28 protein-coding genes and 2 tRNA genes are annotated in these 25,040 nt (G+C 39.1%); 9 read left to right on the top strand and 21 right to left on the bottom strand.

Annotation, left to right across the window (positions count from 1 at the left end):
* Positions 1-2: 2 nt before the first annotated feature.
* Positions 3-596 (bottom strand): thymidine kinase, encoded by a 594-nt coding sequence (locus tag FC90_RS05975; protein WP_057908359.1) that lies wholly within the window; start codon positions 594-596, stop codon positions 3-5.
* Positions 597-773: 177 nt separating this feature from the next.
* Here FC90_RS05975 and FC90_RS05980 point away from each other — a divergent pair, with 177 nt between their 5' ends.
* The 3 genes from FC90_RS05980 (at position 774) to FC90_RS05990 (ending at position 3,302) form a co-directional block, all read left to right on the top strand.
* Entirely contained in the window at positions 774-2,123 is a 1,350-nt protein-coding gene (locus FC90_RS05980) for a Mur ligase family protein (protein ID WP_057908360.1), read from the top strand.
* A complete protein-coding gene (locus FC90_RS05985; RefSeq protein WP_057908361.1) occupies positions 2,120-2,863 on the top strand; it encodes a type 1 glutamine amidotransferase in 744 nt (247 codons plus the stop codon). Before FC90_RS05980 ends, FC90_RS05985 begins: the two co-directional genes overlap by 4 nt.
* A 196-nt stretch (positions 2,864-3,059) precedes the next feature.
* Positions 3,060-3,302, top strand: coding sequence for a hypothetical protein (locus FC90_RS05990; RefSeq protein ID WP_057908362.1), 243 nt, complete (start codon positions 3,060-3,062; stop codon positions 3,300-3,302).
* A gap of 66 nt (positions 3,303-3,368) precedes the next feature.
* On the opposite strand, the gene FC90_RS05995 is transcribed toward FC90_RS05990, so the two are convergent.
* The 9 genes from FC90_RS05995 to FC90_RS06035 all read right to left on the bottom strand — a co-directional run bounded on the left by FC90_RS05995 (position 3,369) and on the right by FC90_RS06035 (position 12,735).
* Positions 3,369-4,013, bottom strand: a complete 645-nt coding sequence (locus FC90_RS05995; protein WP_057908363.1) for an HD domain-containing protein — start codon at positions 4,011-4,013, stop codon at positions 3,369-3,371.
* A gap of 70 nt (positions 4,014-4,083) precedes the next feature.
* Positions 4,084-5,058 carry a mannose-6-phosphate isomerase, class I gene (gene manA / locus FC90_RS06000; RefSeq protein WP_057908364.1) on the bottom strand — a complete coding sequence of 325 codons (975 nt, stop codon included), beginning with the start codon at positions 5,056-5,058 and terminating at the stop codon, positions 4,084-4,086.
* Between the two features lie 81 nt (positions 5,059-5,139).
* Positions 5,140-6,168, bottom strand: coding sequence for a serine hydrolase domain-containing protein (locus FC90_RS06005; protein ID WP_057908365.1), 1,029 nt, complete (start codon positions 6,166-6,168; stop codon positions 5,140-5,142).
* A gap of 124 nt (positions 6,169-6,292) precedes the next feature.
* Entirely contained in the window at positions 6,293-8,167 is a 1,875-nt protein-coding gene (locus FC90_RS06010; protein ID WP_057908366.1) for an ABC transporter ATP-binding protein, read from the bottom strand.
* Complete coding sequence (locus tag FC90_RS06015) at positions 8,167-9,897, bottom strand: ABC transporter ATP-binding protein (protein ID WP_057908367.1); 1,731 nt, start codon at positions 9,895-9,897, stop codon at positions 8,167-8,169. The genes FC90_RS06010 and FC90_RS06015 overlap by 1 nt, the downstream gene beginning before the upstream one ends.
* A gap of 20 nt (positions 9,898-9,917) precedes the next feature.
* Complete coding sequence (locus FC90_RS06020; RefSeq protein ID WP_057908368.1) at positions 9,918-10,556, bottom strand: TetR/AcrR family transcriptional regulator; 639 nt, start codon at positions 10,554-10,556, stop codon at positions 9,918-9,920.
* Positions 10,557-10,704: 148 nt separating this feature from the next.
* Complete coding sequence (locus tag FC90_RS06025) at positions 10,705-10,932, bottom strand: CsbD family protein (RefSeq protein WP_057908369.1); 228 nt, start codon at positions 10,930-10,932, stop codon at positions 10,705-10,707.
* A gap of 83 nt (positions 10,933-11,015) precedes the next feature.
* Positions 11,016-11,675 carry an ABC transporter ATP-binding protein gene (locus FC90_RS06030; RefSeq protein WP_057908370.1) on the bottom strand — a complete coding sequence of 220 codons (660 nt, stop codon included), beginning with the start codon at positions 11,673-11,675 and terminating at the stop codon, positions 11,016-11,018.
* 1 nt (position 11,676) lies between these two features.
* Positions 11,677-12,735 carry an ABC transporter permease gene (locus FC90_RS06035; protein WP_057908371.1) on the bottom strand — a complete coding sequence of 353 codons (1,059 nt, stop codon included), beginning with the start codon at positions 12,733-12,735 and terminating at the stop codon, positions 11,677-11,679.
* 125 nt (positions 12,736-12,860) lie between these two features.
* Here FC90_RS06035 and FC90_RS06040 point away from each other — a divergent pair, with 125 nt between their 5' ends.
* Both FC90_RS06040 and FC90_RS06045 read left to right on the top strand, forming a co-directional pair.
* Positions 12,861-13,511, top strand: a complete 651-nt coding sequence (locus tag FC90_RS06040) for a CPBP family intramembrane glutamic endopeptidase (protein WP_226789486.1) — start codon at positions 12,861-12,863, stop codon at positions 13,509-13,511.
* Between the two features lie 23 nt (positions 13,512-13,534).
* Entirely contained in the window at positions 13,535-13,855 is a 321-nt protein-coding gene (locus FC90_RS06045) for a hypothetical protein (protein WP_057908372.1), read from the top strand.
* 171 nt (positions 13,856-14,026) lie between these two features.
* On the opposite strand, the gene FC90_RS06055 is transcribed toward FC90_RS06045, so the two are convergent.
* From FC90_RS06055 to FC90_RS06065, 3 genes are all read right to left on the bottom strand, one after another.
* Positions 14,027-14,722 (bottom strand): YoaK family protein, encoded by a 696-nt coding sequence (locus tag FC90_RS06055; RefSeq protein WP_226789485.1) that lies wholly within the window; start codon positions 14,720-14,722, stop codon positions 14,027-14,029.
* A 110-nt stretch (positions 14,723-14,832) separates the two neighbouring features.
* Positions 14,833-15,255, bottom strand: a complete 423-nt coding sequence (gene mgsA, locus FC90_RS06060) for a methylglyoxal synthase (protein WP_057908374.1) — start codon at positions 15,253-15,255, stop codon at positions 14,833-14,835.
* 11 nt (positions 15,256-15,266) lie between these two features.
* Positions 15,267-16,028, bottom strand: coding sequence for a flavodoxin family protein (locus FC90_RS06065; RefSeq protein ID WP_057908375.1), 762 nt, complete (start codon positions 16,026-16,028; stop codon positions 15,267-15,269).
* 462 nt (positions 16,029-16,490) lie between these two features.
* Between FC90_RS06065 and FC90_RS06070 the strand changes: the two genes are divergently transcribed.
* Positions 16,491-16,709, top strand: coding sequence for a hypothetical protein (locus FC90_RS06070; RefSeq protein ID WP_057908376.1), 219 nt, complete (start codon positions 16,491-16,493; stop codon positions 16,707-16,709).
* 118 nt (positions 16,710-16,827) lie between these two features.
* Here the strand turns inward: FC90_RS06070 and FC90_RS06075 are convergent.
* Both FC90_RS06075 and FC90_RS06080 read right to left on the bottom strand, forming a co-directional pair.
* Positions 16,828-16,900: transfer RNA gene (locus tag FC90_RS06075), tRNA-Glu, on the bottom strand.
* A 71-nt stretch (positions 16,901-16,971) separates the two neighbouring features.
* Positions 16,972-17,223 (bottom strand): hypothetical protein, encoded by a 252-nt coding sequence (locus FC90_RS06080; RefSeq protein ID WP_057908377.1) that lies wholly within the window; start codon positions 17,221-17,223, stop codon positions 16,972-16,974.
* 106 nt (positions 17,224-17,329) lie between these two features.
* On the opposite strand from FC90_RS06080, the gene FC90_RS06085 reads away from it, so the two are divergent.
* A tRNA-Gln gene (locus FC90_RS06085) sits at positions 17,330-17,402 on the top strand.
* 51 nt (positions 17,403-17,453) lie between these two features.
* Here the strand turns inward: FC90_RS06085 and FC90_RS06090 are convergent.
* From FC90_RS06090 to FC90_RS06110, 5 genes are all read right to left on the bottom strand, one after another.
* Positions 17,454-17,846 carry a hypothetical protein gene (locus FC90_RS06090; RefSeq protein WP_057908378.1) on the bottom strand — a complete coding sequence of 131 codons (393 nt, stop codon included), beginning with the start codon at positions 17,844-17,846 and terminating at the stop codon, positions 17,454-17,456.
* Positions 17,839-19,104, bottom strand: a complete 1,266-nt coding sequence (locus FC90_RS06095) for a Y-family DNA polymerase (protein ID WP_057908470.1) — start codon at positions 19,102-19,104, stop codon at positions 17,839-17,841. Before FC90_RS06095 ends, FC90_RS06090 begins: the two co-directional genes overlap by 8 nt.
* Before the next feature lie 31 nt (positions 19,105-19,135).
* Positions 19,136-19,405 carry a hypothetical protein gene (locus FC90_RS06100; protein ID WP_057908379.1) on the bottom strand — a complete coding sequence of 90 codons (270 nt, stop codon included), beginning with the start codon at positions 19,403-19,405 and terminating at the stop codon, positions 19,136-19,138.
* A 274-nt stretch (positions 19,406-19,679) separates the two neighbouring features.
* On the bottom strand, positions 19,680-20,288 hold the full coding sequence (apf, locus tag FC90_RS06105; RefSeq protein WP_057908380.1) for an aggregation-promoting factor: 609 nt from the start codon (positions 20,286-20,288) through the stop codon (positions 19,680-19,682).
* A gap of 217 nt (positions 20,289-20,505) precedes the next feature.
* Complete coding sequence (locus FC90_RS06110) at positions 20,506-22,545, bottom strand: KUP/HAK/KT family potassium transporter (RefSeq protein ID WP_057908381.1); 2,040 nt, start codon at positions 22,543-22,545, stop codon at positions 20,506-20,508.
* 139 nt (positions 22,546-22,684) lie between these two features.
* On the opposite strand from FC90_RS06110, the gene FC90_RS09425 reads away from it, so the two are divergent.
* Positions 22,685-22,852 (top strand): hypothetical protein, encoded by a 168-nt coding sequence (locus tag FC90_RS09425; protein ID WP_164477410.1) that lies wholly within the window; start codon positions 22,685-22,687, stop codon positions 22,850-22,852.
* Positions 22,853-22,994: 142 nt separating this feature from the next.
* Complete coding sequence (locus FC90_RS06115; protein ID WP_057908382.1) at positions 22,995-23,474, top strand: nucleoside 2-deoxyribosyltransferase; 480 nt, start codon at positions 22,995-22,997, stop codon at positions 23,472-23,474.
* Positions 23,475-23,517: 43 nt separating this feature from the next.
* On the opposite strand, the gene FC90_RS06120 is transcribed toward FC90_RS06115, so the two are convergent.
* Complete coding sequence (locus FC90_RS06120) at positions 23,518-24,891, bottom strand: glycoside hydrolase family 1 protein (RefSeq protein WP_057908383.1); 1,374 nt, start codon at positions 24,889-24,891, stop codon at positions 23,518-23,520.
* Positions 24,892-25,040 lie beyond the last annotated feature (149 nt).

The following is a 25,040-nucleotide window of genomic DNA, read 5'->3' on the forward strand; positions in this document are numbered from 1 at the left end:
AACTAGCCTTCCTTTTCATTCTCTTGTGTGACCGGTGGGTTAAAGTAATGTTTGCGACAAACAGGATAATATGCTTCATTACCCCCGATTTGAATTTGTTCCCCTGTGTAAACCGGTTTACCATCATTCATCCGTAAGTTCATAATCGCCTTTTTGCGACAGAACCAACAGATAGTCTTCATTTCTTCAATCTTATTAGCAAATAACAATAAATATTTTGAGCCTTCAAATAATTCGTTTTTAAAATCATTCTTCAAGCCAAACGCCATCACTGGAATATTCAAATCGTCGACAACTTTAGCAGCCTCGATGACGTGATGCCGTTCCAAGAATTGAGATTCGTCAATTAGGACACAAGCAGCCGCTGGATTGGTTGCTTTGACAAGCTCAAACAGATTCGTGTCCGTGAAAATTGGCGTGGCTTTACGTTTGAGACCAATCCGACTGGCAATCATGCCAACCCCATCCCGGTTATCAATGCCACTGGTTAAGATAATTACTGATTTATTTTGTTCTTCATAATTATGTGCGACTTTCAAAATTTCAATCGACTTGCCACTGTTCATTGCACCATATCTAAAAAATAACTGCGCCACTCTTAAGCACCCCTATATTAAGCACATTTTAGTCTAGTATACCTGAAAATCATTACGGCAACAATATTCGCTACGGTTAAATTCTAAAGTTTCTCTTATTTTATTTTCAGATACGCATTTATATCGTCGAAATTGAGAATTTATGCTATGATTATGAACATTGAAAGGGTGGCAAGTATGACAATTAAAAGCTCATTTGCAATTACAGCAGGACGTTTTTCATACTGGTATTTACATACCTTTATGAAAGGTGGCAGCTCCCTCCCTGGGAAAATCGCAACTAAGTTCGATCCAGCTGTTTTAAAGCAACTAACCAAGAACTACGACGTGATTATCATTACCGGTACAAACGGTAAGACTTTAACAACCGCACTAACTGTGCAGACTTTGAAGCAAAAATACGATCATATCATGACCAATTCAACCGGCTCGAACATGATGCAGGGGTTGACCACCGCCTTTTTAGCAGATCATCAACAAAAAGGCCAACGTCAACTAGCCGTCCTTGAGGTAGATGAGGCCAACGTTGAACCACTTTGTCACTATATTAAACCTAAAGCAATTGTCTTGACGAATATTTTCCGTGATCAGATGGATCGTTTTGGTGAAATTTATACAACTTATAACATGATATTAGCCGGCGTAAAGCTTGTTCCTGAAGCAACCCTCATTATGAACGCCGACTTACCACTATTTTCATCTGTTGAACTTCCAAATCCCAAAATCTATTTTGGCTTTAATCACCTACCAGATGGTGAAGTGATGGCTTCAAGCAATACAGATGGTGTTTTATGTCCAGTTTGCAACCATATCATCCACTACAAATTCATTAGCTATGCAAGCCAAGGCAAATTCTACTGTCCAAACTGTGGCTTCAAGCGGCCTGAATTAAACGAAGAAGTAACAGCCATTAACCAGCTGCGCCCCACATACTCCCACTTTGAAATTAACCATGCACCTTTTGAAATTTCAATTGGGGGCATGTACAACATCTATAATGCACTTGCAGCATATAGTGTTGGCCGTTACTTCGATATTTCTGTTGAAGCCATCCAAAGGGCCTTCACTGAAGATAAGCGAGTTTTTGGTCGACAAGAAGTAATTCAGGTTAAGGATAAGGCGGTTACCTTAGTCCTTGTCAAAAACCCAGTCGGTTTAAATCAAGTCCTTCAAATGATTAGTTCTGATCCAACCGATTTTGCATTGGCAATGTTGCTCAATGCAAATTACGCTGATGGTATCGACACGAGTTGGATTTGGGATGGCGAATTTGAAACTTTGCTTAAACAGCACATTCCTTCAGTAATTACCGGTGGCGAGCGCGGCGACGACATTGCTTTTCGTTTAAAGGTTGCCGGCGTGACAGCTGATCAGTTACATGAAACCAGTGATTTAGATGCCACTTTAGCGGCAATTGAAGCCGCTCCAACGAAACATGTTTATGTCCTAGCAACTTACACTGCTGTTTTACAGCTACGGAGTAAGATGGCAGCTGCTAATTATATTAAGAAAGGACTTTCAGTATGACCCGAACGTTAAAAATTTGTCATTTATATGGTAATTTAATGAATACTTATGGTGATCTTGGTAATATTTTAGTGCTTGATTACTATGCGCAAAAAATAGGCATTCAAACTGAAACTGAAGTCATCAGTATCGGCCAAACTTTTGATGCTAATCGTTATGACATCGTCCTTTTTGGTGGGGGTCAAGATTTCGAACAAAAAATCATTTCTGAAGATCTCGCTACAAAAAAAACTGCACTAACTGAATATATCGAAAATGGTGGCGTTATGCTGGCAATCTGTGGCGGCTATCAATTACTTGGTCACTACTATATCGGCGCCAATGGCGATCAGATTCCTGGAATCGGAGCCCTCGATCACTATACACTAAGCCAAGACAACAATCGCTTTATCGGTGATATTGTCATTGAAAACCGTGAATTCAATGAAACCTATCTTGGCTTTGAAAACCATAATGGCCGCACATTCCTTGGGGCAAGTGAAAAGCCACTTGGTTATGTCCAACGTGGTCACGGTAATAACGGTGAAGATGGTACTGAAGGTTGTGTTTACAAAAATACTTTCGGCTCATACTTCCATGGTCCCATTCTCACACATAACGGTGTTTTAACTAAGCGCCTCTTATCACTTGCAATCGAACACCGTTTCCCCGAGTTTGATTTACAAAAGATCGCCGACTTACCACTTGAAGAATCTCGTTACCAAGTTGATGCCGCTGGCGTTAAACGCGTTCAAAATTAACCATTATATATAAAAAGGCGGTAGTGGATAGATAATCTATCCACTACCGCCTTTTTGCGTGATAACAAAAATCATTAAACAATTGTCCCTTAATCTTTTCGCAAGAAAAAAAGCATTTTTTATTCATAAAACAATTATTATTCCACAATAATTACCCATTATACTGATTTTAACACTAAAAAAGGAGTGATTAGTTATGTTAAATCAACCATCGGCAATTGAATCTGTTAGAATTAATCGCATTGAAAGTGACGATAAAGTTTTTGCAACTACTGAAAATGGGCAAATGATTGAATTACATATTACCGATCAACAGAAAAAAGACCGTCTCTTCTGGGAATCGCTCATCAATATTCTTCGTGCTGAACTTTGGTTGCCGCTTCAGAAAAAAACCCATGAACTATTAAAAAATGATTGGCTCACTACCGATGGATCCTAAACAAAAGAAGGTGACTAGCAATCCCATAACTAGTCGCCTTCTTTTATTGTTATAATTGATCATTTTTTATCGTTGACCTTGCCACTCAGCTAAATATTGATCAACAAATTGATGCATGAAGCTCGTACGAGCTTGGGCAATATCACGCGCGGCTTGCGTATTCATTGTCGCAGCTAACTTAAATAACTTTTCATAGAAATGATTAATCACCGTTGTGGGTTCACGATAATTTTCCCTGGTCAATGTTGCTCGCGGGTGCATATGCGGATCATAAGCAACCCCAGCATGAGCACCACCATACATAAACGTCCGACCAATGCCAATTGCTCCAATTGCATCTAACCGGTCGGCATCTTGGACAATCTGACCTTCCAATGTCAATGTTGATTGTTGGTCCAAATTATCCGCAAATGACAGGTGGTCAATAATCGCCAAGATGGCATGCTGTTGAACCTCACTGATCCCATTGGCAGTTAAAACAAGCTGTACTTTTTGACGTGCTTGAGCAACATCGGCGACTATTTTTTCATCTATTACATCATGTAATAAGGCAGCTAAACGAATGATCAGCCAATCTCCTGTGGCTTCATTTTGCTGGATCAATCGTGCATTATTCACGACCCGCTGAATATGGTCAAATCCATGACCACTGTGTTCGGTTGCTAATTCAGCACGGACAAATTGTTCGATTGCTTCAATTTGTTTTTGCATAGTCTCCTCCTCTTTTTACAACATTAAAAAATTGCAATCCGACGGGCGGTTGCAATTTTTGATTTTAAGACTACTTATTACCTGGTTCAGAAGCAATAATTTGTAGGTCGCCCTTTAAATTCCATGCCTTAATTCCAAATGGTAAGATGAAATGCATGTTTTTATGAATCGGGTAAGTTTGACCATCAGCGACCAGTTCCCCTTGACCATCGACTACTGATACCAAGGTGTACGGGGCCGTAGTCCGCTCAAAATGCAGGTTCCCCTTCACTAACCATTGATAAACACTAAAAAATGGTGACAGTGGTGGTTGGACATATGTCGTGATTGTTGAATCGCCAACCTGTTCAGTTTGAATATTCAAAGCAGGGTCTTTGTGCGGCACAATCGTGGTATCAATTGATTGCTTCAAATGTAGCTCGCGTTTTTCACCTGATTTAGCATCGACCCGATCGTAATCGTATAACCGATATGTTGTATCACTACTTTGTTGGGTTTCAAGGGCCATAATCCCCTTATTCAATGCATGAATGGTGCCACTTGGAACATAGAAAAAATCACCTGTTTTAACTGGTACCTTGCGCAAGAGGTCATCCCACTTGCCGGTTTCAATCATTTTCGTTAATTCAGATTTCGTTTTTGCATAATGTCCATAGATTAAATATGCCCCTGGTTCAGCATCTAAGATGTACCAGCATTCAGTCTTTCCCAATTCATTAGGCCCTTCATGGGCAGCAGCATAAGCATCATCCGGATGGACTTGGACCGAAAGACTTGCTTCAGCATCTAAGATTTTGGTTAACAACGGAAACACTTTACCTTCCGCGTTACCAAAGTATTCGCGATGGGTTGCCCATGCTTGGTCTAAAGTAAGGCCTTTTAATGGGCCGTTTTCGATTGTGCTCGGACCATGTGGATGGGCTGAAATGGCCCAACATTCACCAATGTCCCCTTCTGGTAAATTATAATTAAAAGCCTGTGCTAATTTGCGGCCACCCCAAATTTTTTCTTGAAATACTGGTTTTAGAAATAACGGTTCTGTCAATTCACTCACTCCTAATGCACTTTATTTATCAATGCTTTTATTCTACCACAAATGTAAGCGGATAATAGGCAATTTGTTGATTTAGTGCAGCTTTGACTGTGGTTGATTTTCGGCGATAAATTGTGCCACGATCGCGTCACGACGGTCTAAAAAGATGTGATTGTCGGCCGTTGGATGAATGCGATTACTCAAAATCACCATCCCTGTTTGTCGCTGTCGATCCAACAATATGCAAGTGCCAGTAAAACCCGTATGATAAATTAAAGCATGCTGATTTTGACCGTTGAAACGCAAATCCCAACCGAGTGAACGTCCTAAATGTCTAGGAGTCCAGTCGTGATAAAGGCTTTTAATACTAGCTTGGCTAACTGGTGGGTGTTCAAGTTTCAATTGACCTAATTGAAATTGGGCAAAGCGAACTACATCTTTTAACGGTGCAAAAAGCCCAGCTGCTCCACTATGATTCTTTAAAATCATAGTCTTCGGATCATGTACAGTCCCTTTAATTAAGCCGCGGTCAGTAGTCAATTCAGTTGGAACAGCCAATTCTTTTTGTGGATAAAAAGTGCTAGCTTGCATTTTTAGAGGAGTCAAAACAAGTTCTTGAATTAAATCCTGAACCGGTTTCTGATAGATGGTTTCGATAATCCAGCCTAAATATAGCATACCGATATCGGTATAGACGATTTTGGTGCCTAGGTCGGGGCCAACGGTTAATTGCGTTAAAAGCGCTTTTTTGAGTTCAGCTGCTGATAATTGGTTGCGATTAGCAATATAACCCCTTAAATCTGAAGTGTGCGTTAACAGATGTAAAATAGTGACCCGGCGGTCTTTAAAGGTTGGCAAAATACTGTGTACTTTTGTCCATAAAGAAAGCCGTCCTTTCTCTAACAATCGTAAGATAAGTGTGGTCGTTCCAATGACCTTAGTCAACGACGCCAAATCATATAATTGATCAGCTTCTAAAGGTATTTTCTGGGGTAATAGTTCAGCATCTCCGATGACGTTGGTAAAGACTTGCTGATTTTCAATTATTGCATAAGAAACACCAGGAACAATTGCTTCATCAACCAATGTTTTAATTTGTTGGACCGTCTGTTCAAATTGCATCTTTAACCCTCCTGTTGACGTTCAATAAGCTTAGTATACGCTAACGAATCATATTCAACAGCTTAATAACTACAAAAAAACAAGATCACAGAAATATCTGCGGTCTTGTTTTAAAATCTATCATTTAAATTTCAACATTACCTGAGAATTGACTATTGTAAAGGTCAGCATAGAAACCATTTTGAGCCATTAAACTATCATGAGTTCCGGTTTCAATAATCGAACCGTGATTCATCACAATAATATTATCGGCATCCCGAATTGTTGATAGACGATGCGCAACAACGAAACTCGTCCGGTTTTGTAATAAACGTTCCATGGCATGTTGAATATGAATTTCAGTCCGTGTATCAACTGAACTAGTTGCTTCATCCAAAATTAAGATATCCGGATCAGCAACAAACGCCCGGGCAATGGTTAGTAATTGTCGTTGCCCTTGCGAAATATTAGAAGCCTCTTCATTTAAAACAGTGTCATAGCCATCTGGTAATTGACGAACAAAGCTATCAACATGCGCAGCTTTAGCCGCTTGCAAAATTACATCATCTGAAGCTTCTTCATTCCCATACTTCAAATTATCCCAGATAGTCCCAGTGAATAACCATGTATCTTGTAATACCATCGCAAAGTGACTCCGTAATTGTTCACGGGTCATATCGCGGGTATCAACTCCTTGAAGTTTGATTGAACCACCACTAACATCATAAAACCGTTCCAACAAATTGATAATTGTTGTCTTACCAGCACCAGTTGGTCCGACAATTGCAATCATTTCACCAGGTTTAACCTTTAAGTTATAATCCTTCATCAAGGTATCCTTACCTTGATAACCAAATTCAACGTGTTCTAATTCAAGTTGATTTTGATCATCAACAACGGCTGGAATCCCAGATGGTTCATCACTCATATCGTCTTCATCTAGAACTGCAAAGACCCGTTCAGCTGAAGCAATCGTTGATTGGATTGTATTGGCTAAGTTAGCCAATTGTGTGATGGGTTGTGAAAATTGTTGCGTGTACTGCATAAAGGCCTGCATATCCCCTAAGGTGACTTGACCATGTGAGACCCGAATACCACCGATAATGGCAACAAAGACGTATCCAATATTATTCACAAAAGTCATCAACGGCATAATGACCCCCGAAATAAATTGTGCCTTCCAAGCTGCCTTATATAGTAAAGCATTTTGCTCTTCAAACGTATCAATGGTTACCTGTTCGCGGTTAAACGCTTTTAGGACCACTTGACCTGAAAAGTTTTCTTCGATTTGATTATTCAACAATCCCAAACTCTTTTGTTGCGCTGCGAAGAATTTTTGTGATTTTGGTGCGACAATCCCGACTACCACTAAACTAAGTGGAATCGTGACCAGCGCAATCAAAGTCAACTGCCAACTAATCGATAACATCATCCACATGACCCCGATAAACGTTACAGCACTGGTTACCATTTGGGTTAAGCTTTGTTGCAATGTACTGGCAATATTATCCATATCATTAATTGCCCGACTCATGATATCACCGTTAGAGTGAGTATCATAATAATTAATTGGCACACGTTGCATTTTGTCTTTTAATTCTTTACGTAATTCATAGACCGTCTGCTGTGATATCCGAGTCATTATGAATTGTTGTAAAAAACTAAAGATTGCTGATGCTAGGTACATCAAAATAACAGTTATAATAATCTGTTGAATCTTATCAAAATCAATTGGCAGGTTATCCATTGGAATGCCCGCTTTTTGCATGGCATTGCCCTTCATAACCCCTTTAAAGATTTCAGTGGTTGCTTTCCCTAATACTTTGGGTGTTCTAATTTGGAAAATAACGGAGATGATTGCTAACGCCAAAACAATCACTAACCCGATTAATCGGCTAGACATGTAAGTCAATAATCGCTTGGTTGTTCCCCAGAAATTTTTAGGTTTTTCAACGACACCACCCATACCACGGCCGGGGCCGTGACTACCTTGGGACTGATTTGTTGTTTTTTCAGCCATTAGTCTTCATCCCCCTCTCTAATTTGTGAGTTAATAATTTCTTGATAAGTAGTATTATTAGCTTTTAGTTCTGCGTGTGATCCCTTACCAACCAGTTGGCCTTCATCCAAAACCAAAATTGTGTCAGCATCAGCGACCGTCGAAACCCGTTGGCCAACGATTACGACGACACTCTTTTGAATTTCGGCATCTTCTGTTAACGCTTTTCGCAACAGGGCATCCGTCTTAAAATCCAATGCTGAAAAAGAATCATCAAAGACATAAACAGCCGCTTTTTTAACCAGCGCACGCGCGATGGCCAGTCGTTGTCGTTGACCACCAGAGAAGTTACCCCCACCTTGTTCAACATGACTATCTAGGCCGCCTTCAAGTTCACTCACAAAATCTTTGGATTGTGCAATTTCAAGAGCATGCCAAATTTCATCATCAGTCGCCTTGGCGTTCCCATATTGCATATTTTCCCGAATTGTACCGGTAAATAAATTAGCCTTCTGTGGCACAAATGAGACCTGTTGATGAATATCGTGGAGAGTTACATCTTTGACGTTAACCCCTTTGACTGACACCTCACCAGTTTCAACATCATAAAAACGTGGAATTAAATTTACCAGAGTCGTTTTCCCTGAACCGGTACCACCGATAATGGCAACTGTTTGACCAGCCGTCATTTGGAAATCGATATTTTTAAGAGCTAAATGTTCCGCATTTTGATACCGGAAATTAACTTGGTTAAATGCCAAGCTGGCAGGCTGATTGCCAAATTTAGTTGGATTAGCCGGTGCTTTAATGGGCGTGTTTAGATCAAGGACTTCGTTAATCCGGACTGCCGAAGCTTGTGCTCGTGGGATGAAAACAAAGACCATTGATAACATCATGAAACTCATTAAAATCTGCATTGCATATGTCATAAACGCTAATAAATTTCCGACTTGCATTGCTTGATTGGCGATTAAATGACCACCCATCCAAGTAATCGCAATATTGGTCCCACTCATAATTAAGGTCATGGCTGGGAACATAACCGACATAATGCTATAAACCTTTTTTGCATTTTGCGTGTAGTCTAAATTGGCATCATCAAATCGTTCTTGTTCAAATTTATCCCGCCGGAATGCCCGAATAACGCGCACCCCAGTCAAGCCTTCCCGGAAAACTAAATTAATCCGGTCCGTCTTTTTCTGCATGGCTTTAAACAATGGTACGGCAAAATACATCACTCCGCCAATAAAAATCGCCATGATTGGCAAGACAATCAAGAAGATGGCGGTTAATTGTGCGTCTTTTTGGTAAGCCAAGAAACTCGCACCAACCAACATAATTGGTGCCATAATCATCATTCGTAAGAACATCATTGCCACATTCTGAATCTGCACCACATCATTTGTTGTCCGTGTAATTAACGAAGATGTCCCGACTTGATCCATTTCATCATGTGAAAAATTAATAATCTTTCGATAAATATCTGAACGTAACTTTTGGCCTAATCCTTGTGAGGTGCGGGCTGCTAAATAAACATTGCAAACCGCCGCCAAAATACTAATTAATGAGAAGCCTAACATCTTGAATCCAGCTTGCCAGATATAATTAATATCTCCCTTAGCAATCCCATCGTTGACAATGTCAGAGGTTAAATTGGGGAGATAGAGGTTACTGACAACCTGAATCACCATGAATAAAACCGCACCAAATACGGCCCAAGTTGACATTCTTTTCTTTGCAAGTCTAATCATGTCATGTGTCCCTTCTTTCTTTATACTTCGTTACTGGCACCATGTTCGAGCCAGCCTAATACTAGTTCAAATCGTTCTTGTACCTGCTCAATTGTGATTGCATGATTGCTTTCTTGTTGCAGATAATATGCTGCGATACTCTGAAAAACAGTCGTCATCAGTTCATGAAACAAAATCCGGAGTGCTTCTGGTTGATCTGCACCAATTTTGAGCAAGTCATAATTAACATTTTCGACCAGAAATTGTAGCCCATCATCTTGCTTGGCATGCATTAGTTCAGGTGACATTTTGCGCCGATTCTTATAATCCATATGTAAGAAGAGGTGCTTGTAAAACTGGGCATTTTCACCATTAATAATCTCTTCTGCCATTTCAGTAAAGAATTGGCGGACTGCCTTGAATAGATTACCCTGCACAGCCAATAGCGTCTTTTCTAAATCTTGTTTTGAGCTATCACGTAGCAAGCCCAAATCATAGAAGAAAATATCTGCTTTATCTTCAAAATACTGATAAAAGCTCCCCCGCGGAATTTCGGCAGCTTTAATGATGTTACTGACAGACGCTTCATTAAACGGCACACGCGAAAATTCAGCATGGGCAGCTTGAATCAAACGTTGTTGTTTTTCTACGGGCAATCTAAAAAAAGTTTTCTTCGGCATTCCGATCCTCCTTTCTGAAAACAAATGACATAACGTCACAAAATGTGACATAACGTCATAATACGCTAACTTGGTCGTGCATGCAAGCATTAAATCCACAAAAAAAGGCGCTCGCAGGCTAACACCTACGCGCCCCTTTCTAAAGCTGTTATTTATCGTCTTTATCCATTTTTTCTTTAATATCATCCATCACATCATTGGCCTTTTCAGCAACTTTATCTTTAGCATCTGCTAATTTTTCTTTGGCCTCACCCATGAAACCTTTGGCCTTACCTTTGGCCTCAGTTTCGTGATCGCCAGTCACCTTGCCCGCCGTTTCTTGGACCTTACCGGTTACCTGATCTTTCATGCCATCTAATTTTTCTTTATCTGTCATTAAAATCACTCCTTCTTGTTGGTCTACCTATATAATAGGTCATCGCGCTGACGTTCGTCAAAATTTATGACTAGGCATTAATTCTAAGTAAGTTGACCATCACGCATCATATATTGTTGATCCGTATAAGCTAAGACGCGTTCATCGTGTGAAACCATAACAATTGTTTGGCCCGTTTGCTTGGTTATATCAGCCAATTGCTGTGCCACTTGTAAGGCCCGCTTACTATCCAAACTGGCCGTTGGCTCATCTGCAAAGATCAAAGCTGGTTGGCCATATAAAGCGCGGGCAATGGCCACCCGCTGCCGCTGTCCCCCTGACAAACTAGCCGGATATTGGTACCGTTGTTCCCACACACCGAGTGTTGTCAATAATTGTTCTGCTGTCTGTGGGCCTTCTTTTTGACGGAGTCGATCGACTAACTGAAATTGTTCATTAACCGTTAAAAACGGTACGAGATTGGCACCTTGTAAAATAAAACCAAAATCATTAAAACGTAATTTCGAACGTTGTTTTTCATTTAATTGACTAATCTCGTTATCATTGAAGAAAATTTGACCACTGGTGGGCCCTTGCAAGCTCCCCATGATCGTCAATAGCGTTGTTTTTCCAGAACCAGATGGTCCAGTCAGTCCGATGAACTGACCTGCTTCAATCGTTAAATCAATTTGATTTAGTGCCATTGTTTGGTTGGTACCTGTTCCAAAACGCTTAATAATTTTTTCTAACCGCATTAAAGCCATCTTAAGCCCCTCCAATCGCATCAAGTGGATCAATTTTAAGAATTCGCCAAATTGAGAATAAAGCACCGACTACGGTCATTATTAGTAAGACACCTGAAAAAAGACTAATCAATTCCGGATTATTGGTGTATGGAACAGCCGCTGGTAACCCAATCGTGGTTAGCACATTGCCCAAAAGACCCAAACCAATCCCAATTACACCTAAGAAAATGGATTGCCACATTAAACTGATGACCAGTTGCATCCCCGAAATACCTTGAGCCCGCATAACTCCATAAATCGCCGTTTTTTCAATCGTAATGATATACATAAAAATCCCCACAATAAAGGCAACAATTACTAGCAATGCGCTAATCATGAGCGCAAAAGTCTTCACTTGTGGTCCATAACCTGGAATTTTATTAATCATTTGCGAAATGGTCAATTTAGTCAGTTGATTGGTCGCTTTCACATGAGCTTTACCCTTTAAAACAAAGGCACTAATTCGAGTAACTTGCGGCGTCCCGTAACGTAATTGACTGAAATCAGTCAAACGTAAATAAGTCACCGGCTGAGTATTATACCGATGGTTATTGGTAATCCCCACAATCGTATATTGTTGTTGGTGGCCGTTTAATTTAATTTGTTGCTTTAATTTCACGCCTTGCAATCCATCGTCAACTACCACTTCATTAGCTTTTTGCGGGTAACGTCCAGTCTGTAATTCAGGTTTTAAGAAAGTATCAAATGCGATACCAAATATACTAGTATTTTGTTTACTTAACCCGGTACCGCTAACTACGCCCATCATTTGGCCGAGTTGCGCGGTATCTTTTTGATCACCACTAACTGGAGGCAACTGGGCCACTGCCAATTCAGAGGCTGCTAAATTCTTGTTCGCATATTGACTGATGATCACCTCTTTAGCATGCCACTGATCAATTGCCGAACGATTATTATTAGCTAAGCCGTATGCTAACCCCGTTAAAAAATAAATCAAATAAGCAATCAAAAAGATTGTGAAAATAATTAATGAATAGCGTAACTTCGCGTGTTTAATTTCTTTAAGTGCTAAGTACATCAAACCACCTCTTTCTCAGTCGTCTTAATCTAACATAGTAGTTGATTAACTGAAAAGAAATTAGCTTACTCGCATTGCCAATCTTTTATTCATTTTGATGAATATGCTATGATAGGCACACGGAGGTGGCGCTTATTAAATATGTCAAACACGTCATTGGCTTTTTGATACTAATTATCATTCAACAAATTCCTTTAATGTTCGTCAGTGGCCTAACCCTACTACCAAAAGCCCAACAAACGACCCATTTAATATTGCTTTTCGGCTGGCTTTTTTTAATTGTAACGATTGGTATTACCGCTGGTATGTGGCATTTTTACCAAAAAAGTAAAACGATTCGCTATGGCCAACCTTTTACTAAACAAACTTGGTGGACTATATTGCTTGGTTTCATTGCAATGATCCTCATAAATAATGCCACCTTGCCGTTTATGCGTACGACCGGTAATGTAAATGTGGACGCCATAACTAGTGTCTTTGAAACCATTGGGATTTTCATGCTGCCCTATACCTTATTTTTAGGGCCTATTATGGAAGAACTGCTCTATCGTGGCTTTTTGATGAATTGGTTTTTCCCTAGTTCTCCAGTCATCACAATTGGTTTAAGCGCATTCTTATTCGGTCTCGTGCATGGTACCACCGACCCCATTTACTTTATTTCTAAAGCACTCCTAGGTCTTATTTTGGCCATCGTTTATTACCATACACGCAATATTAAAAGTAGTATTGCCTTGCATATGTTAAATAACATCTCAGCTGGCTTGACTATTTTTTAATCGCCTAGAAAGGAAGTCGCATTATGTCACCACTAACAACCATTTTAACTTATATTCGTGATCATCCTGATGAAGTAACTTTAGAGCCCTTTCAATATGCAAATGTTATTCGTTTTGGAATTGATGATCAAGTTGACTTGCCAGAAGTTGAAAAACGTTTCCCTGATATGCGCCTTCATGTTATTCGAATTGATCCTGCATATGTCAGTAAACACCGGAATTTACTGACAGGCTTTTACCAACAAACGGAAGGCAAACAAAAAGACGGCTTTCAAGATGTGTGGATTACTACCGCCCATCTTAGTGACCGTCAACTTTATTTGGTGGATCTTTCTTTTGAATAGGCCTCAATTTGAACAATTAAAGGTCAGTTGCATTAAATACGCGATTCTCACTTTATTCTTATTTGTGATGCGCGCATTTATTGCCCATCCAATTATCATAATTGCTAGTTGGATAAGTGCTGTAATCTGTGTTGCCTATTTTATCGCCATGCTGATTGTCTACTATTACGGTTAAGGCTGCATATGCTTGGTTTCTGTAATCACTTCTTCTGTAAAATACAATTGGAAGCCGAAAAAGACTAACAACATCACGGCTGCAACCCAAGCCGTACGAACATTAATCAACTTAACGATTAACCCGGAGCTAATCGTACCAACGAAGAAACTACCGACAATTAACCCAAAATATTGGGCTTTTTGTTGATAGTTTTTTTGCTTGGTTGTTAAATAGAGGTATGTATTTTCGACTAATTTACGATAATTCCCCGTTGTAAAGGTATTCGCATATGGATAACCATTAACAGTTGAGTAGCTCGCTAGTTGCGTCGCCATCGACATCGACAACATCGGCGTTACTAACATATTAGAAACATCCGTTGATAAAAAGCCAACAATCACGAGCACTGCAATCTGAAACGCCAATAGCCATAACCGCCAGACGTTCATCCCACCAGTATTAAAAAAACGTTTGGCAATTTGCACGATAATCACCCCAACGCCAAAAGCAATAATCGGTAATATTTTTTGCGGTAATTGTGACCATTGGTTAGTCGCAACGTCCACCCCGATAAAAACAATATTTCCCGTTTGCGCACTTGCGAAAACGCCACCTCTTAAAATGACACAATAGGCATCTAAGAATCCACCGATGAAGGTTAAAAACATTGCGGTCCCCAAGCGATCATGAAAACTAACTTCTTTTTGCACTTTAATCCCTCCAAACGGTTACTTTCATTATACGCAAATTATTTCAGAAATCAAAAAACGAATTGTAATTATCTCAAATATGAAATAATTACAATTCGTCCCACAATTAGTTATAAATTGATGGAGTTGCTTGCTTGATCATGCACGACATTTCTGAAATCAATCAAGCCCAGATTTAAACCTCGCAATAAAACCTCAGCCGTTCCGATATTGGTCGCCAATGGTACTTCGTACACATCTGACAAACGAATCAACGCGTTCACATCTGGTTCGTGGGGTTGCGCGGTCAAAGGATCACGCAAGAAGATGACTATGTCCATTTTATTTTCTGAAATCAAGGCACCAATTTGTTGATCGCCACCTAATGGACCCGATTTAAACCGCGTAATCGGCAATCCAGTAGCTTCCATAATTTTCTGTCCAGTGGTTCCAGTTGCAAATAATTCATGTTGTGCCAAAATCGGTTTATAAGCCGTCGCAAGTTTCACAATCGTTGGCTTTTGCCGATCATGGGCAATTAATGCAATTTTCATCTGAATTCCTCCTAATGTCTTCGGTGCTTAACTACCGTAAAAAAGCGCAGTACACTCGCTAATAGTATAAAGAAAATTAACACAAATGAGATATAATTTAACCAGAATTGGCTGATTGGTAAAATTAAATTCACTAATTGCTGAAGCCCCATCGTAATCAACGTCGCCCCGGCAACCATTCCAAACAATTGAATATACCGTTTCACTGTATCATCAGTCCTCTTTGCTTTAGATTGAATGCTGGCTCCGACTTGGCGACACTCTGCTTGTTTTCGCACCGATAATGTTTTTAACCCATATGTATTGGTTTGGACGATTTCACGAATCTTCAACAAACCAGCAGCGCTGAGTACCTTGTCAAAACTTCTAAAAGTCTCGTCAGTCATTCCGGTAATTAATTCTTCAGCTGGACTAGCATAACAACTACTAATCGTCACATAGTGCTTTCCTTTAAACCGATCGGCTAGTGCATCTCCCACCTGGTTAAAACGAACTAAACGTGGACGCATACAATCTAAAAAATTTTTCATGACACCAGCCATTGCTCCCCAGTAAGTTGGTGCCACTAATACCCAAACATCAGCTGCTAGTAATTTCGCTTCTAATTCATCTAATACCTGATTAGGCGTACCCGTATCCGGTAAAATTCGGTAATCATTTAAAAAGACGATTTCTACGTCAGCATCTGGTTGAACGCCTGCCAAAACAGCATCTAACAATTGTCTATTAACACCGGTTCTTTGATGACTTCCCAACAATCCTAAAACTTTCATCTTAACAAACCCCACTCGATAAACTAATCTCAGTTTACACTTTTAACCGCTAACTTGCCAGTCAAAAAAGCCTTTGCAGCATCAATCATTAATTGTTCACTACCAAATAGCTTATTAATTTATGCGATCTGATTATTTGTGGTAATTCAATTCACTAACCACGTAGTATTACCATTAATTTCTGAACAATTTTTAAAAGAATATCGCTACTTACAACTGTATAAGCAGTTGTTACATGGGCTTGTATACAACCACAACTAGTCAATATTAAAGCCATAACAAAATGGTCCAATTAAGTCTAACTTTGTCATGAATCGTATGCTTTATCCAAGTTACAAGGATTAATGATTAATGATTACCGCGCTTGATACAAATATGTCATTTAATTTACATTTTGGCTTAAATATCATTATTTAAAGAAAAAGTAGCTCACTTCCCGTAGCTATTAAAAGAGGTGATAAAATGAAAAATTTAAAATTGAATGATTTAGGACTTCAAATCAGAATTGATAAGCGAATTATTCAAATTTCCGGTTCTAAAAATAAAACGTTGGTTTTTAAGAATCAGCTAATTGCTCAATACTGGTTTTTCAATTTACATGTTTTAGACAAAATAGCAAATCGATGCGCCATTCAAATGACATCTGGCTCTCAGCAAAGAACAGATTGGTTTGAACAATAAAAAGCGAGTGTCTAACTAACATCCTAGTTAAACACTCGCTTTTTTATTGTTTTTCATATCGCCCAGTTAAATCAAAAACCACTAACCTAATGCTTAATGGCTTTTGATGCTTTAAATATCACCCGTACGGGGATCGAACCCGTAACTCCGCCTTGAGAGGGCGACGTCTTAACCAATTTGACCAACGGGCAAGTTTGGAACAATTAATATCTTAGCGAATCTAGCCGTTAATGTCAATGGTTAATTGCCTAGTGTCCTAAGCTTAGATGAATATTTTGTAGTTGCGGCGATTAATCGTTATGGTTTCTTTGGTCATCGTATGATTTGTTTGTCGCTTGAGGTGTTTGAGAATATTACGAATATAATCTCTATGACTCACCAGTAAGTTTAAAATATCATTATCGATTGATAACTCTAATGTTTTACGTGAGTCTTGCCAATCAATGACTACGTGATTTTGATCATAGGTAGCCACCTTCCCATCAAATAACTTTTCAATCTCTTTTTTTTCCAATTTGAAACCACCTCCAAGAATAGTATAGTCTTCTTTTCGTAATTTGTTAAAAATCGCAATTGACAACATTCATCGAGTGCAGTATTATAGTATTCGTTGATGTTATTGGGTATTCGCCAAATTGGTAAGGCACCGGACTCTGAATCCGGAATTTATAGGTTCGAGCCCTATATACCCAATTAATAATTAGCAAGAGCTGAGCAATCAGCTCTTTTTTTGTGCTTTTAGCCTCACAGATTCGCTTTAGACTTCAGTATAGTCAGTGCATATATGTCTGCTATCAATAGTACTTCATTATTTACAATAATTTGACTACCAAACCAACCGCTAATTAAGCCTGTGACTTTACTTGGTATAGTACCTTCTATCGTTCGTTCAGCCTTATCGATTTGAACTGGTAAATTCTTCACTAGTGCAGTGTTAATTGTATTTGCAATTTCTTCATTGGTCATTGGTTTAATATGTTTTTCGTTTAATTTACGTACTTGTTCCTTGGTATTTTTATCCATCACCGCAGTATGATCACTTAGGTAGAACCCTTGCCACTTCATCATGCCACGATCATGGTAGTCATATTTTAAAAATTGATTAACTAAGTTAGGGTCATATTGTGTATTATTCATATGCATTTCCCCCAGCATGCCCACCGACTAACCCAGCCCGTTCAATTGCGGTGGCTCCTTCTAGTTTACTTGATAATTTCACAACTGATTTGAACCCATATTTTTTGCGAATTTCATCGACAGTATTATCAAGATTTTGATTCTTTAAATTGATAAACTTAGTGTCAAACATATCCAATTGCTCTACACAGTCATCGACTAAATTACCACACGAAATACTAATATGTCGAACGGTTTCGTGTTGCCATTTTTCACGGAATAACCTCATCGCATATTTAGTTAATTGTTGATTGGTATTGGTTGCATCGATCTTCATTGAATGACCAAAGCCATTACGCGTTGTTTTTTCTTTTTCAGAGAATGAAAATCCAATACTCAGACTAATAACGGTTGCGGCCTTATGATGTGATCTCAGTCTTGCCGCCACTTGTTCGGCAATCTCGCGAATAACAACTTCAATCTCTTGTTGTAAAAAATAATCGCGTGGTAATACCTGGCTGTTACCATATGATTGACCTTTTGCTTGATATTTATGGCGTACTAATGAACGGTCAATTCCCCAACTTAAAGCAAATAATTGACTGCCTACTATTCCCATTTTTTGTTTAATTAAATATGGATTTACATGAGCTAGGTCATACATTGAATTGATATGCTTCTTATTAAGTTTTTCTGCTGTCCGATATCCAATCGACCAGACATCGTCGAGCTTTGTTACTGGCCACAACTTATCTGGCACGTCCTCATAATGCCATTCAGCAATTAAGCTATGATTATGCTTTGCTTCCAAATCTAATGCTAGTTTTGCAAGTAATGGATTATCACCAATCCCCACCGTTAAATAAATTCCGGTTTCTTTCTTAACCGCTAATTGAATTTTACGCGCAACTTCATACGGCGTTGTGCCAAAGAGTTGCCAACTATCGGTGATATCCAGTAACGATTCATCAATGGAATACGGTTGAATGTCTTCTTCTGCCGTAAATTGCTGGAAAATGCGGTTAATCTTCTGATTTTCTTGAATATAGAGATTCATCCGTGGGGGGACAACCATTAAACGCTTATCATGAATCGGAACGTCCCGTGCACGCGTCACGTTACTGATGCCAAATAATTTCTTAGCCATGGGACTTGCTGCCAAAACCAAGCCACTGCCAGTATTCTTTTCAGCCGACATCACGACTAAAATCGCCTTTAGTGGATTAAGTCCCTTGGCAGCGGCTTCGACTGAAGCGTAAAAAGACTTCGAATCAATCATTAAAATCACACGTCGTGGTTCATTTTGATAGTCATACACGACTTTTCACCTCAACTTGAATCTGGCGTACCTGTTCATCTAATTCACGCTGCCAGCGATTAATCTCAATCAGAGTAACGGCAGTTAAGTGGCGATAAATAAATTGAGGAAACTTCTCACGATTATAGTAATAATTCATTGAATCAATCAAATCATCGCTGCGATTCATCGCTAGTCGCCGTAATTCTAAAACGCCAAACCCATTTAAATATAAACTTAATCCTGCTTGGTCTAGCGTCATAATGTCTTTGTTCGTATGCATCCGGCACACCTCTTTAATTCAGCTTATGTCTTCTTAATTATACGAACATACATTCGATTTAGTCAAGTGCGTTTTCTTGAAAAACCAAAAAAGACTGAGACAAAAATAATTTTTGCCTCAGTCTTTGAACTTATTCTGATAATATAAGCGTGCTCTATCAGCCAGCTTCTTCTGGTTATCCCTAAGTCGTCAAACGATTACTATGCAATCATGGACCACTGTATTTTAATCCTCAGAAGATCTCTAACCGATAACGCCACATTTTTTAAAATTTTTAATACCAACCGTTATTTAACCAGAAGCTCTTAGCGGCATCCCATGAACCATACCGACTTGCTACATATTGGTCTGCAACCCGGTCTTGGTTTGCTGCTGAATAGTCACCCTTTAAATATGATGCGGATAATTGATAACGACCAATCACTTGACCGTTACGTGCTGAGTATGAACCGCCAGATTCTTTTTGTGCAATCCATTCTTTTGCTGAACTAGTTGTCGTTGCAACGGTAGTTTTTTGTTGAACTGGTGTAGCTTGTGCTGTAGGCTGTGCTTGCACAACCGGGGCTGGTGTTGTAACAGCGACTGGTTGTGGAGCAACTGCAGGGGTTGTCGTTGGAACAGGAGTTGCAGTTTGGTCAGTGTCGATGGTCAATTGTTCCCCAACAAAAATCATGTTGATATCCTTAATATTGTTAGTTGTGGCAATCTGATTGACTAAATTTGGATTACCGGCAAATTTTTGCGCGATTTTTGATAATGTATCGCCAGTTGCAACGGTATAAGTAGTTGCAGCACTTGCTTTTGATTGGCCGGCAAAAAGTAATCCAGCCGTGGCAGCAGTTGTCAATGTAGCGCTAAACAATAATGTTTTAAAAGATTTCATGTAATAGATGTGCTCCTTGTTGTTTTGATTTATTAACGTGAGACTAATATACCATCTAACGGCCAGCTATAGATATCAAAACCATAACAATTGATGACAAAGCAGTAACAAAGCAGTGGCAAATAACCTCTATTTTGTAATGTATACCGCTTACTTACCCATTATTACACCCAATAACGGCTCGGACATCAACTCGTCCAAGCCGTTATTAATTAAATTATTTTTCTATTCGGCGTTTTAAATGATATTTCGAAACAGCCTGCTGACGCCCAAGCACAAGTGGAATCTGTTCGACAAAAACATCGCTGTAATCCAAGCCAAACCATGAGGCCGGGGTATCCGTAAATTTTTCCAACCATAATCGAATTTGGACAATAACTTTGTCCATTGCTCGAATTTGAGTTGCTGGCGATAAGTCTTCTTGCATAATTACGAATGAAAAATCCCCAACATTCCGGTTAGGAATGGTGGTATAACGCTGGGGTTGTGCTGGTAACTCATCCCGACGAATCATCTCTTGAATAATTTGGCGAATAAAAATATTCACTTTCTGTTCCATCTTAAAGCCAAGGTATAACTGTACATTGACGATATAGTCTGTTCCTAATGTATCCGCGGTATATTCAGCTGTGTAAGGTTCATCCGTTACGTTAACAGCAACAAACCAGTAAACCTGCGCGCGCTTTGGCCGCTTATCCAAAATTGAATAAAGAATGTTCTTTTTAACTCGATTCTTTTCATTTGGCTCGGTTTGAGGTTTCGATAGATAAACCAAATTGGTCGTATATACTGATACTGATTGATCATCGCGCAAATCATGTAGTTGCTGTTTAAAGGCTAATAATGAAACAGTGCTGGCTCTGAAGGTATTACTTTCTTTAATCGTATTACTCCGATACCAAACAAACATGACCGATAAGATAATGGCTGCAATTAAAACGGTCACATAGCCACCATGCATAAATTTTGCGGCACTTGAAATAAAGAATATCACTTCAATTGCGCCAAAGAAAATTAAGACGGCATATGCCAATAGCCATTTTTTCTCACGTCGCCCTAGATAGTGGAATAATAAAATCGTCGTCATCAGCATCGTCACGGTAATTGCTAATCCGTAAGCGGCTTCCATATGGGTTGAATTCTTAAAGTAGAAAACAACCATTAAACAAACGGCCCATAAAATCCAGTTCACGATGGGAATGTAGAGTTGGCCTTTTAATTTAGCCGGATAATCAATTTTAATTCGCGGTAAAAGACGCAATTTGATTGCTTCTGAAACTAAGGTATATGAACCCGAAATTAGGGCTTGGGAAGCAATAATTGCTGCCACCGTTGCTAGCAAAATTGCTGGCACCTTCAATTGTTCCGGCATAACCTCAAAAAAAGGATTAAAATCAGCAACATGTTGGTAAGCAGCAATATCTTTGTGTTGCAACAACCAGACACCCTGGCCAAAGTAATTTAAAACCAAACAAAGAGCGATGTAAGGCCAACTACCATAAATATTTAAACGACCAACATGCCCCATATCTGAATAAAGTGCTTCGGCCCCAGTCGTCGCTAAAAAGACGCTCCCTAAAATTAAAATTCCCACTTTATTTTCCGGACTGAACAATAATTCAATCGCATAATAGGGATTGAGTGCCTTGAGCATTGTTAGATCGCCTAATAAATTGACTAAGCCCACTCCTCCAATAAAGGTGAACCACAGCAACATAATGGGTCCGAATGATTTTCCAATTAGATCTGTGCCAAATTTTTGAATAAAAAATAATACCGATAAAATAGAAACCGTTAATAATATAACCTGTTTTTGATTATTAATTAAAACATTGCCATTAATTGGTAATCCCTTGAGTCCTTCAATCGCGGTTGTCACAGTTACCGCTGGAGTTAACATCCCATCTGCTAGTAGCGTTGCACCCCCAATAATGGCTGGAATTACAAGCCATTTTGCTTGTTTGCGAATTAGGGTATACAACGCAAAAATGCCGCCTTCACCATTATTATCAGCACGCAAGGCAATCATGACGTATTTAATCGTCGTCATTAACATTAATGTCCAAAAAACCAGTGAAATACTACCTACAATAAAATCACGACTAATATTTGCCAAACCACCGTTCCCAGCAACAATCGATTTCATTACATATAACGGGGAAGTTCCGATGTCGCCGTAAACAACTCCCATGGTAATCAAAATTCCAGCAACTGATAATTTATGTCCAGTTGAATGTTTATCTGCCATTAATTTCATTTTTTGCAACTTCCTTATATTCCGAGATAGCATTATCGTAGCTTGTTCCCGATTGAAAGTCCAGTCATATCATCAATAATTATCAATCAAACTCGATTCCATGCTATAATAAATGTATTGAAACAAGTGAGGGATCCCAATGAAAGATAAACGTCAATTTGAAATTGCTAAAAAGCAATATAAGAAATTAGCAAACCGGCCATTGGCCAAAGAGCGAAAAAAAGCGGTTAGTTCAGCATCAACTTATATGTTCACAATTATGTTGATTGCCTTTATTCTATTAGTCATCTACTGGTTCGTTCACTAAAACTGCTTGCGCAGTTTTTTTATTTGTCATATTAAAAAAACAATGTTGAATATTTTTTATCGTACGTATATAATAAATAAATCAATTAATCAATCTAATATAAAACGTAGAAACACGAACATTGTCGGGAAAGGCGGCTCTTATGCCCTCAAAAAAACAAGTTTATCTCGCCGGACCATTTTTTAGTCCTGAACAAAATAATCGCCTAGATAAAGTAGCTGAGTTACTCACTAAAAATCCAACGATCGAGGCTGATTCCCTTTTCAAGCCTGGGCAGCACCCTTATCCTGATGCAGAATTTGGCAGTTTTGAATGGCAAGTAGCCACCTTTAACGTTGATACCCGTCAAATTGACCAAGCTGACGTGGTTGTTGCGGTTTTAGATTATAATTCTGAAATGGGCGAGTTCGAACCTGATTCAGGTACAATCTGGGAATGTGGTTATGCATTTGCACATAATACGCCAATCATTCTCGTACGTTTCCGTGACAATTTACCAATTAATTTAATGTTAGCTGGCTCTGCTACAGCAATCTTTAACGGCGCCGCAGACATCGAAAATTTAGCCACCTATGATTTCTTTGAATTACACAATAAATACGTCCAAACTGATGTCTTTTAGATTAAAAAAGTACCGACTAATAATTAGTCGGTACTTTTTTAATCTAAAAGCCGTTATTTTGACTTAACTCCCGGTACCACAAACCACTTTTTTTCATCGTGCGGCGGGCAGCATGCTCCAAATCAACACGGAAAAAGCCATATCGGTTCCGATAGCCATTCAGCCAAGACCAACAATCATTAAACGTCCACGTATGATAGCCAAAGCAGCTACTACCTGCTTCAATGGCGCGATGTAGTTGTAAAAGATGTTCCTGCATAAATTCAATTCGGTAATCATCTTGAATTTGACCATCTTCATTCATAAATCGGTCTTCATCAGCAACCCCCATCCCGTTTTCAGAAACGTACCATGGAATATTGCGATAATCATTTTTCATCATCATTGCCACATCATACAATGCTTCCGGATAGATTTCCCAGCCACGATATGGATTAATCTTGCGTTCTGGCCAAATATAATTGGCATATAAATCATCCGTAGTTTGCGCAGGAAAATGTGGATTCTCCGGTGCTTGTACGCGCAAGGGCTGATAATAATTTACTCCAATAAAATCGACACAGTTATCAGCGATGAGCTGCTGATCATGCTTCTTCGTTACTGGTAGTAAGTCATGTTTGGCTAATAAATCAATTAATGCTGGCGGAATCGTACCTAAAACTGTTGGATCTAAAAAGCTTTTTGCTAATAATAAGTCTGCATTTTGCTTTGCAATTAAATCTTCGGGAGCTGCACTTTTAGCGTACGCTGGAGTAATGTTTAAAATTATCCCTATTTGGCCGTCCGGCTTAACCTTGCGAAATTCAGCAACAGCTGCTGTGTGGGCCATCAATGTATGGTAGCCAACTTGCACTGCTTTTGTGAAATCAACGATATCTGGATAGTGATAACCCGTTAAATAACCACATTCAATATGCACGATTGGTTCGTTAAAAGTCGTCCAGCGATCAATCAGGTCACCGAATAGTTCAAAGGCCGTCTTTGCATAAAACGCATAAGCATCAACCGATTCACGTGTTTCCCATCCCCCTTTTTCCATTAACCACCAAGGCATGTCAAAATGAAATAAATTAATAATGGGCGTAATGTTTGCTTCCCGTAAGCGCTTAAAATAATCACGATAAAAATCAACTGCGACTTGATTGACATGTTCTCCGTCAGGCATCAACCGTGTCCAAGCAATTGATGTTCGAAATGAGTTCAAACCAATCTTTTGCATATTTTCAATATCTTCACGATACAGCCGATAAGTATCACTTGCTGTGTCAGGGCCTTGATCGCCATTAAACTTATCAGGCTGCATTTCAAACCACTTATCCCAAGTTGAAGGTGATTTACCATAACTTTGGGAATATCCTTCTGATTGAGGTGCTGAGGTTGCCGCACCCCACAAAAAATTTTCTGGAAACTTAATCATAAACGCTACTCTCCTTAAATGTAATCGCCAACATTTCATATTATACCATTTCTCTTAGACGGTGACACATCTTTCCAGATTAAACAAAAAATATTCATTATGGATAAATATTATACATATATTCAATCAATTTAAACAATTAAGTATTT

Origin of the sequence: Latilactobacillus graminis DSM 20719 (genome assembly GCF_001436415.1) — a bacterium.
Taxonomy (GTDB): Bacteria; Bacillota; Bacilli; order Lactobacillales; family Lactobacillaceae; genus Latilactobacillus; species Latilactobacillus graminis.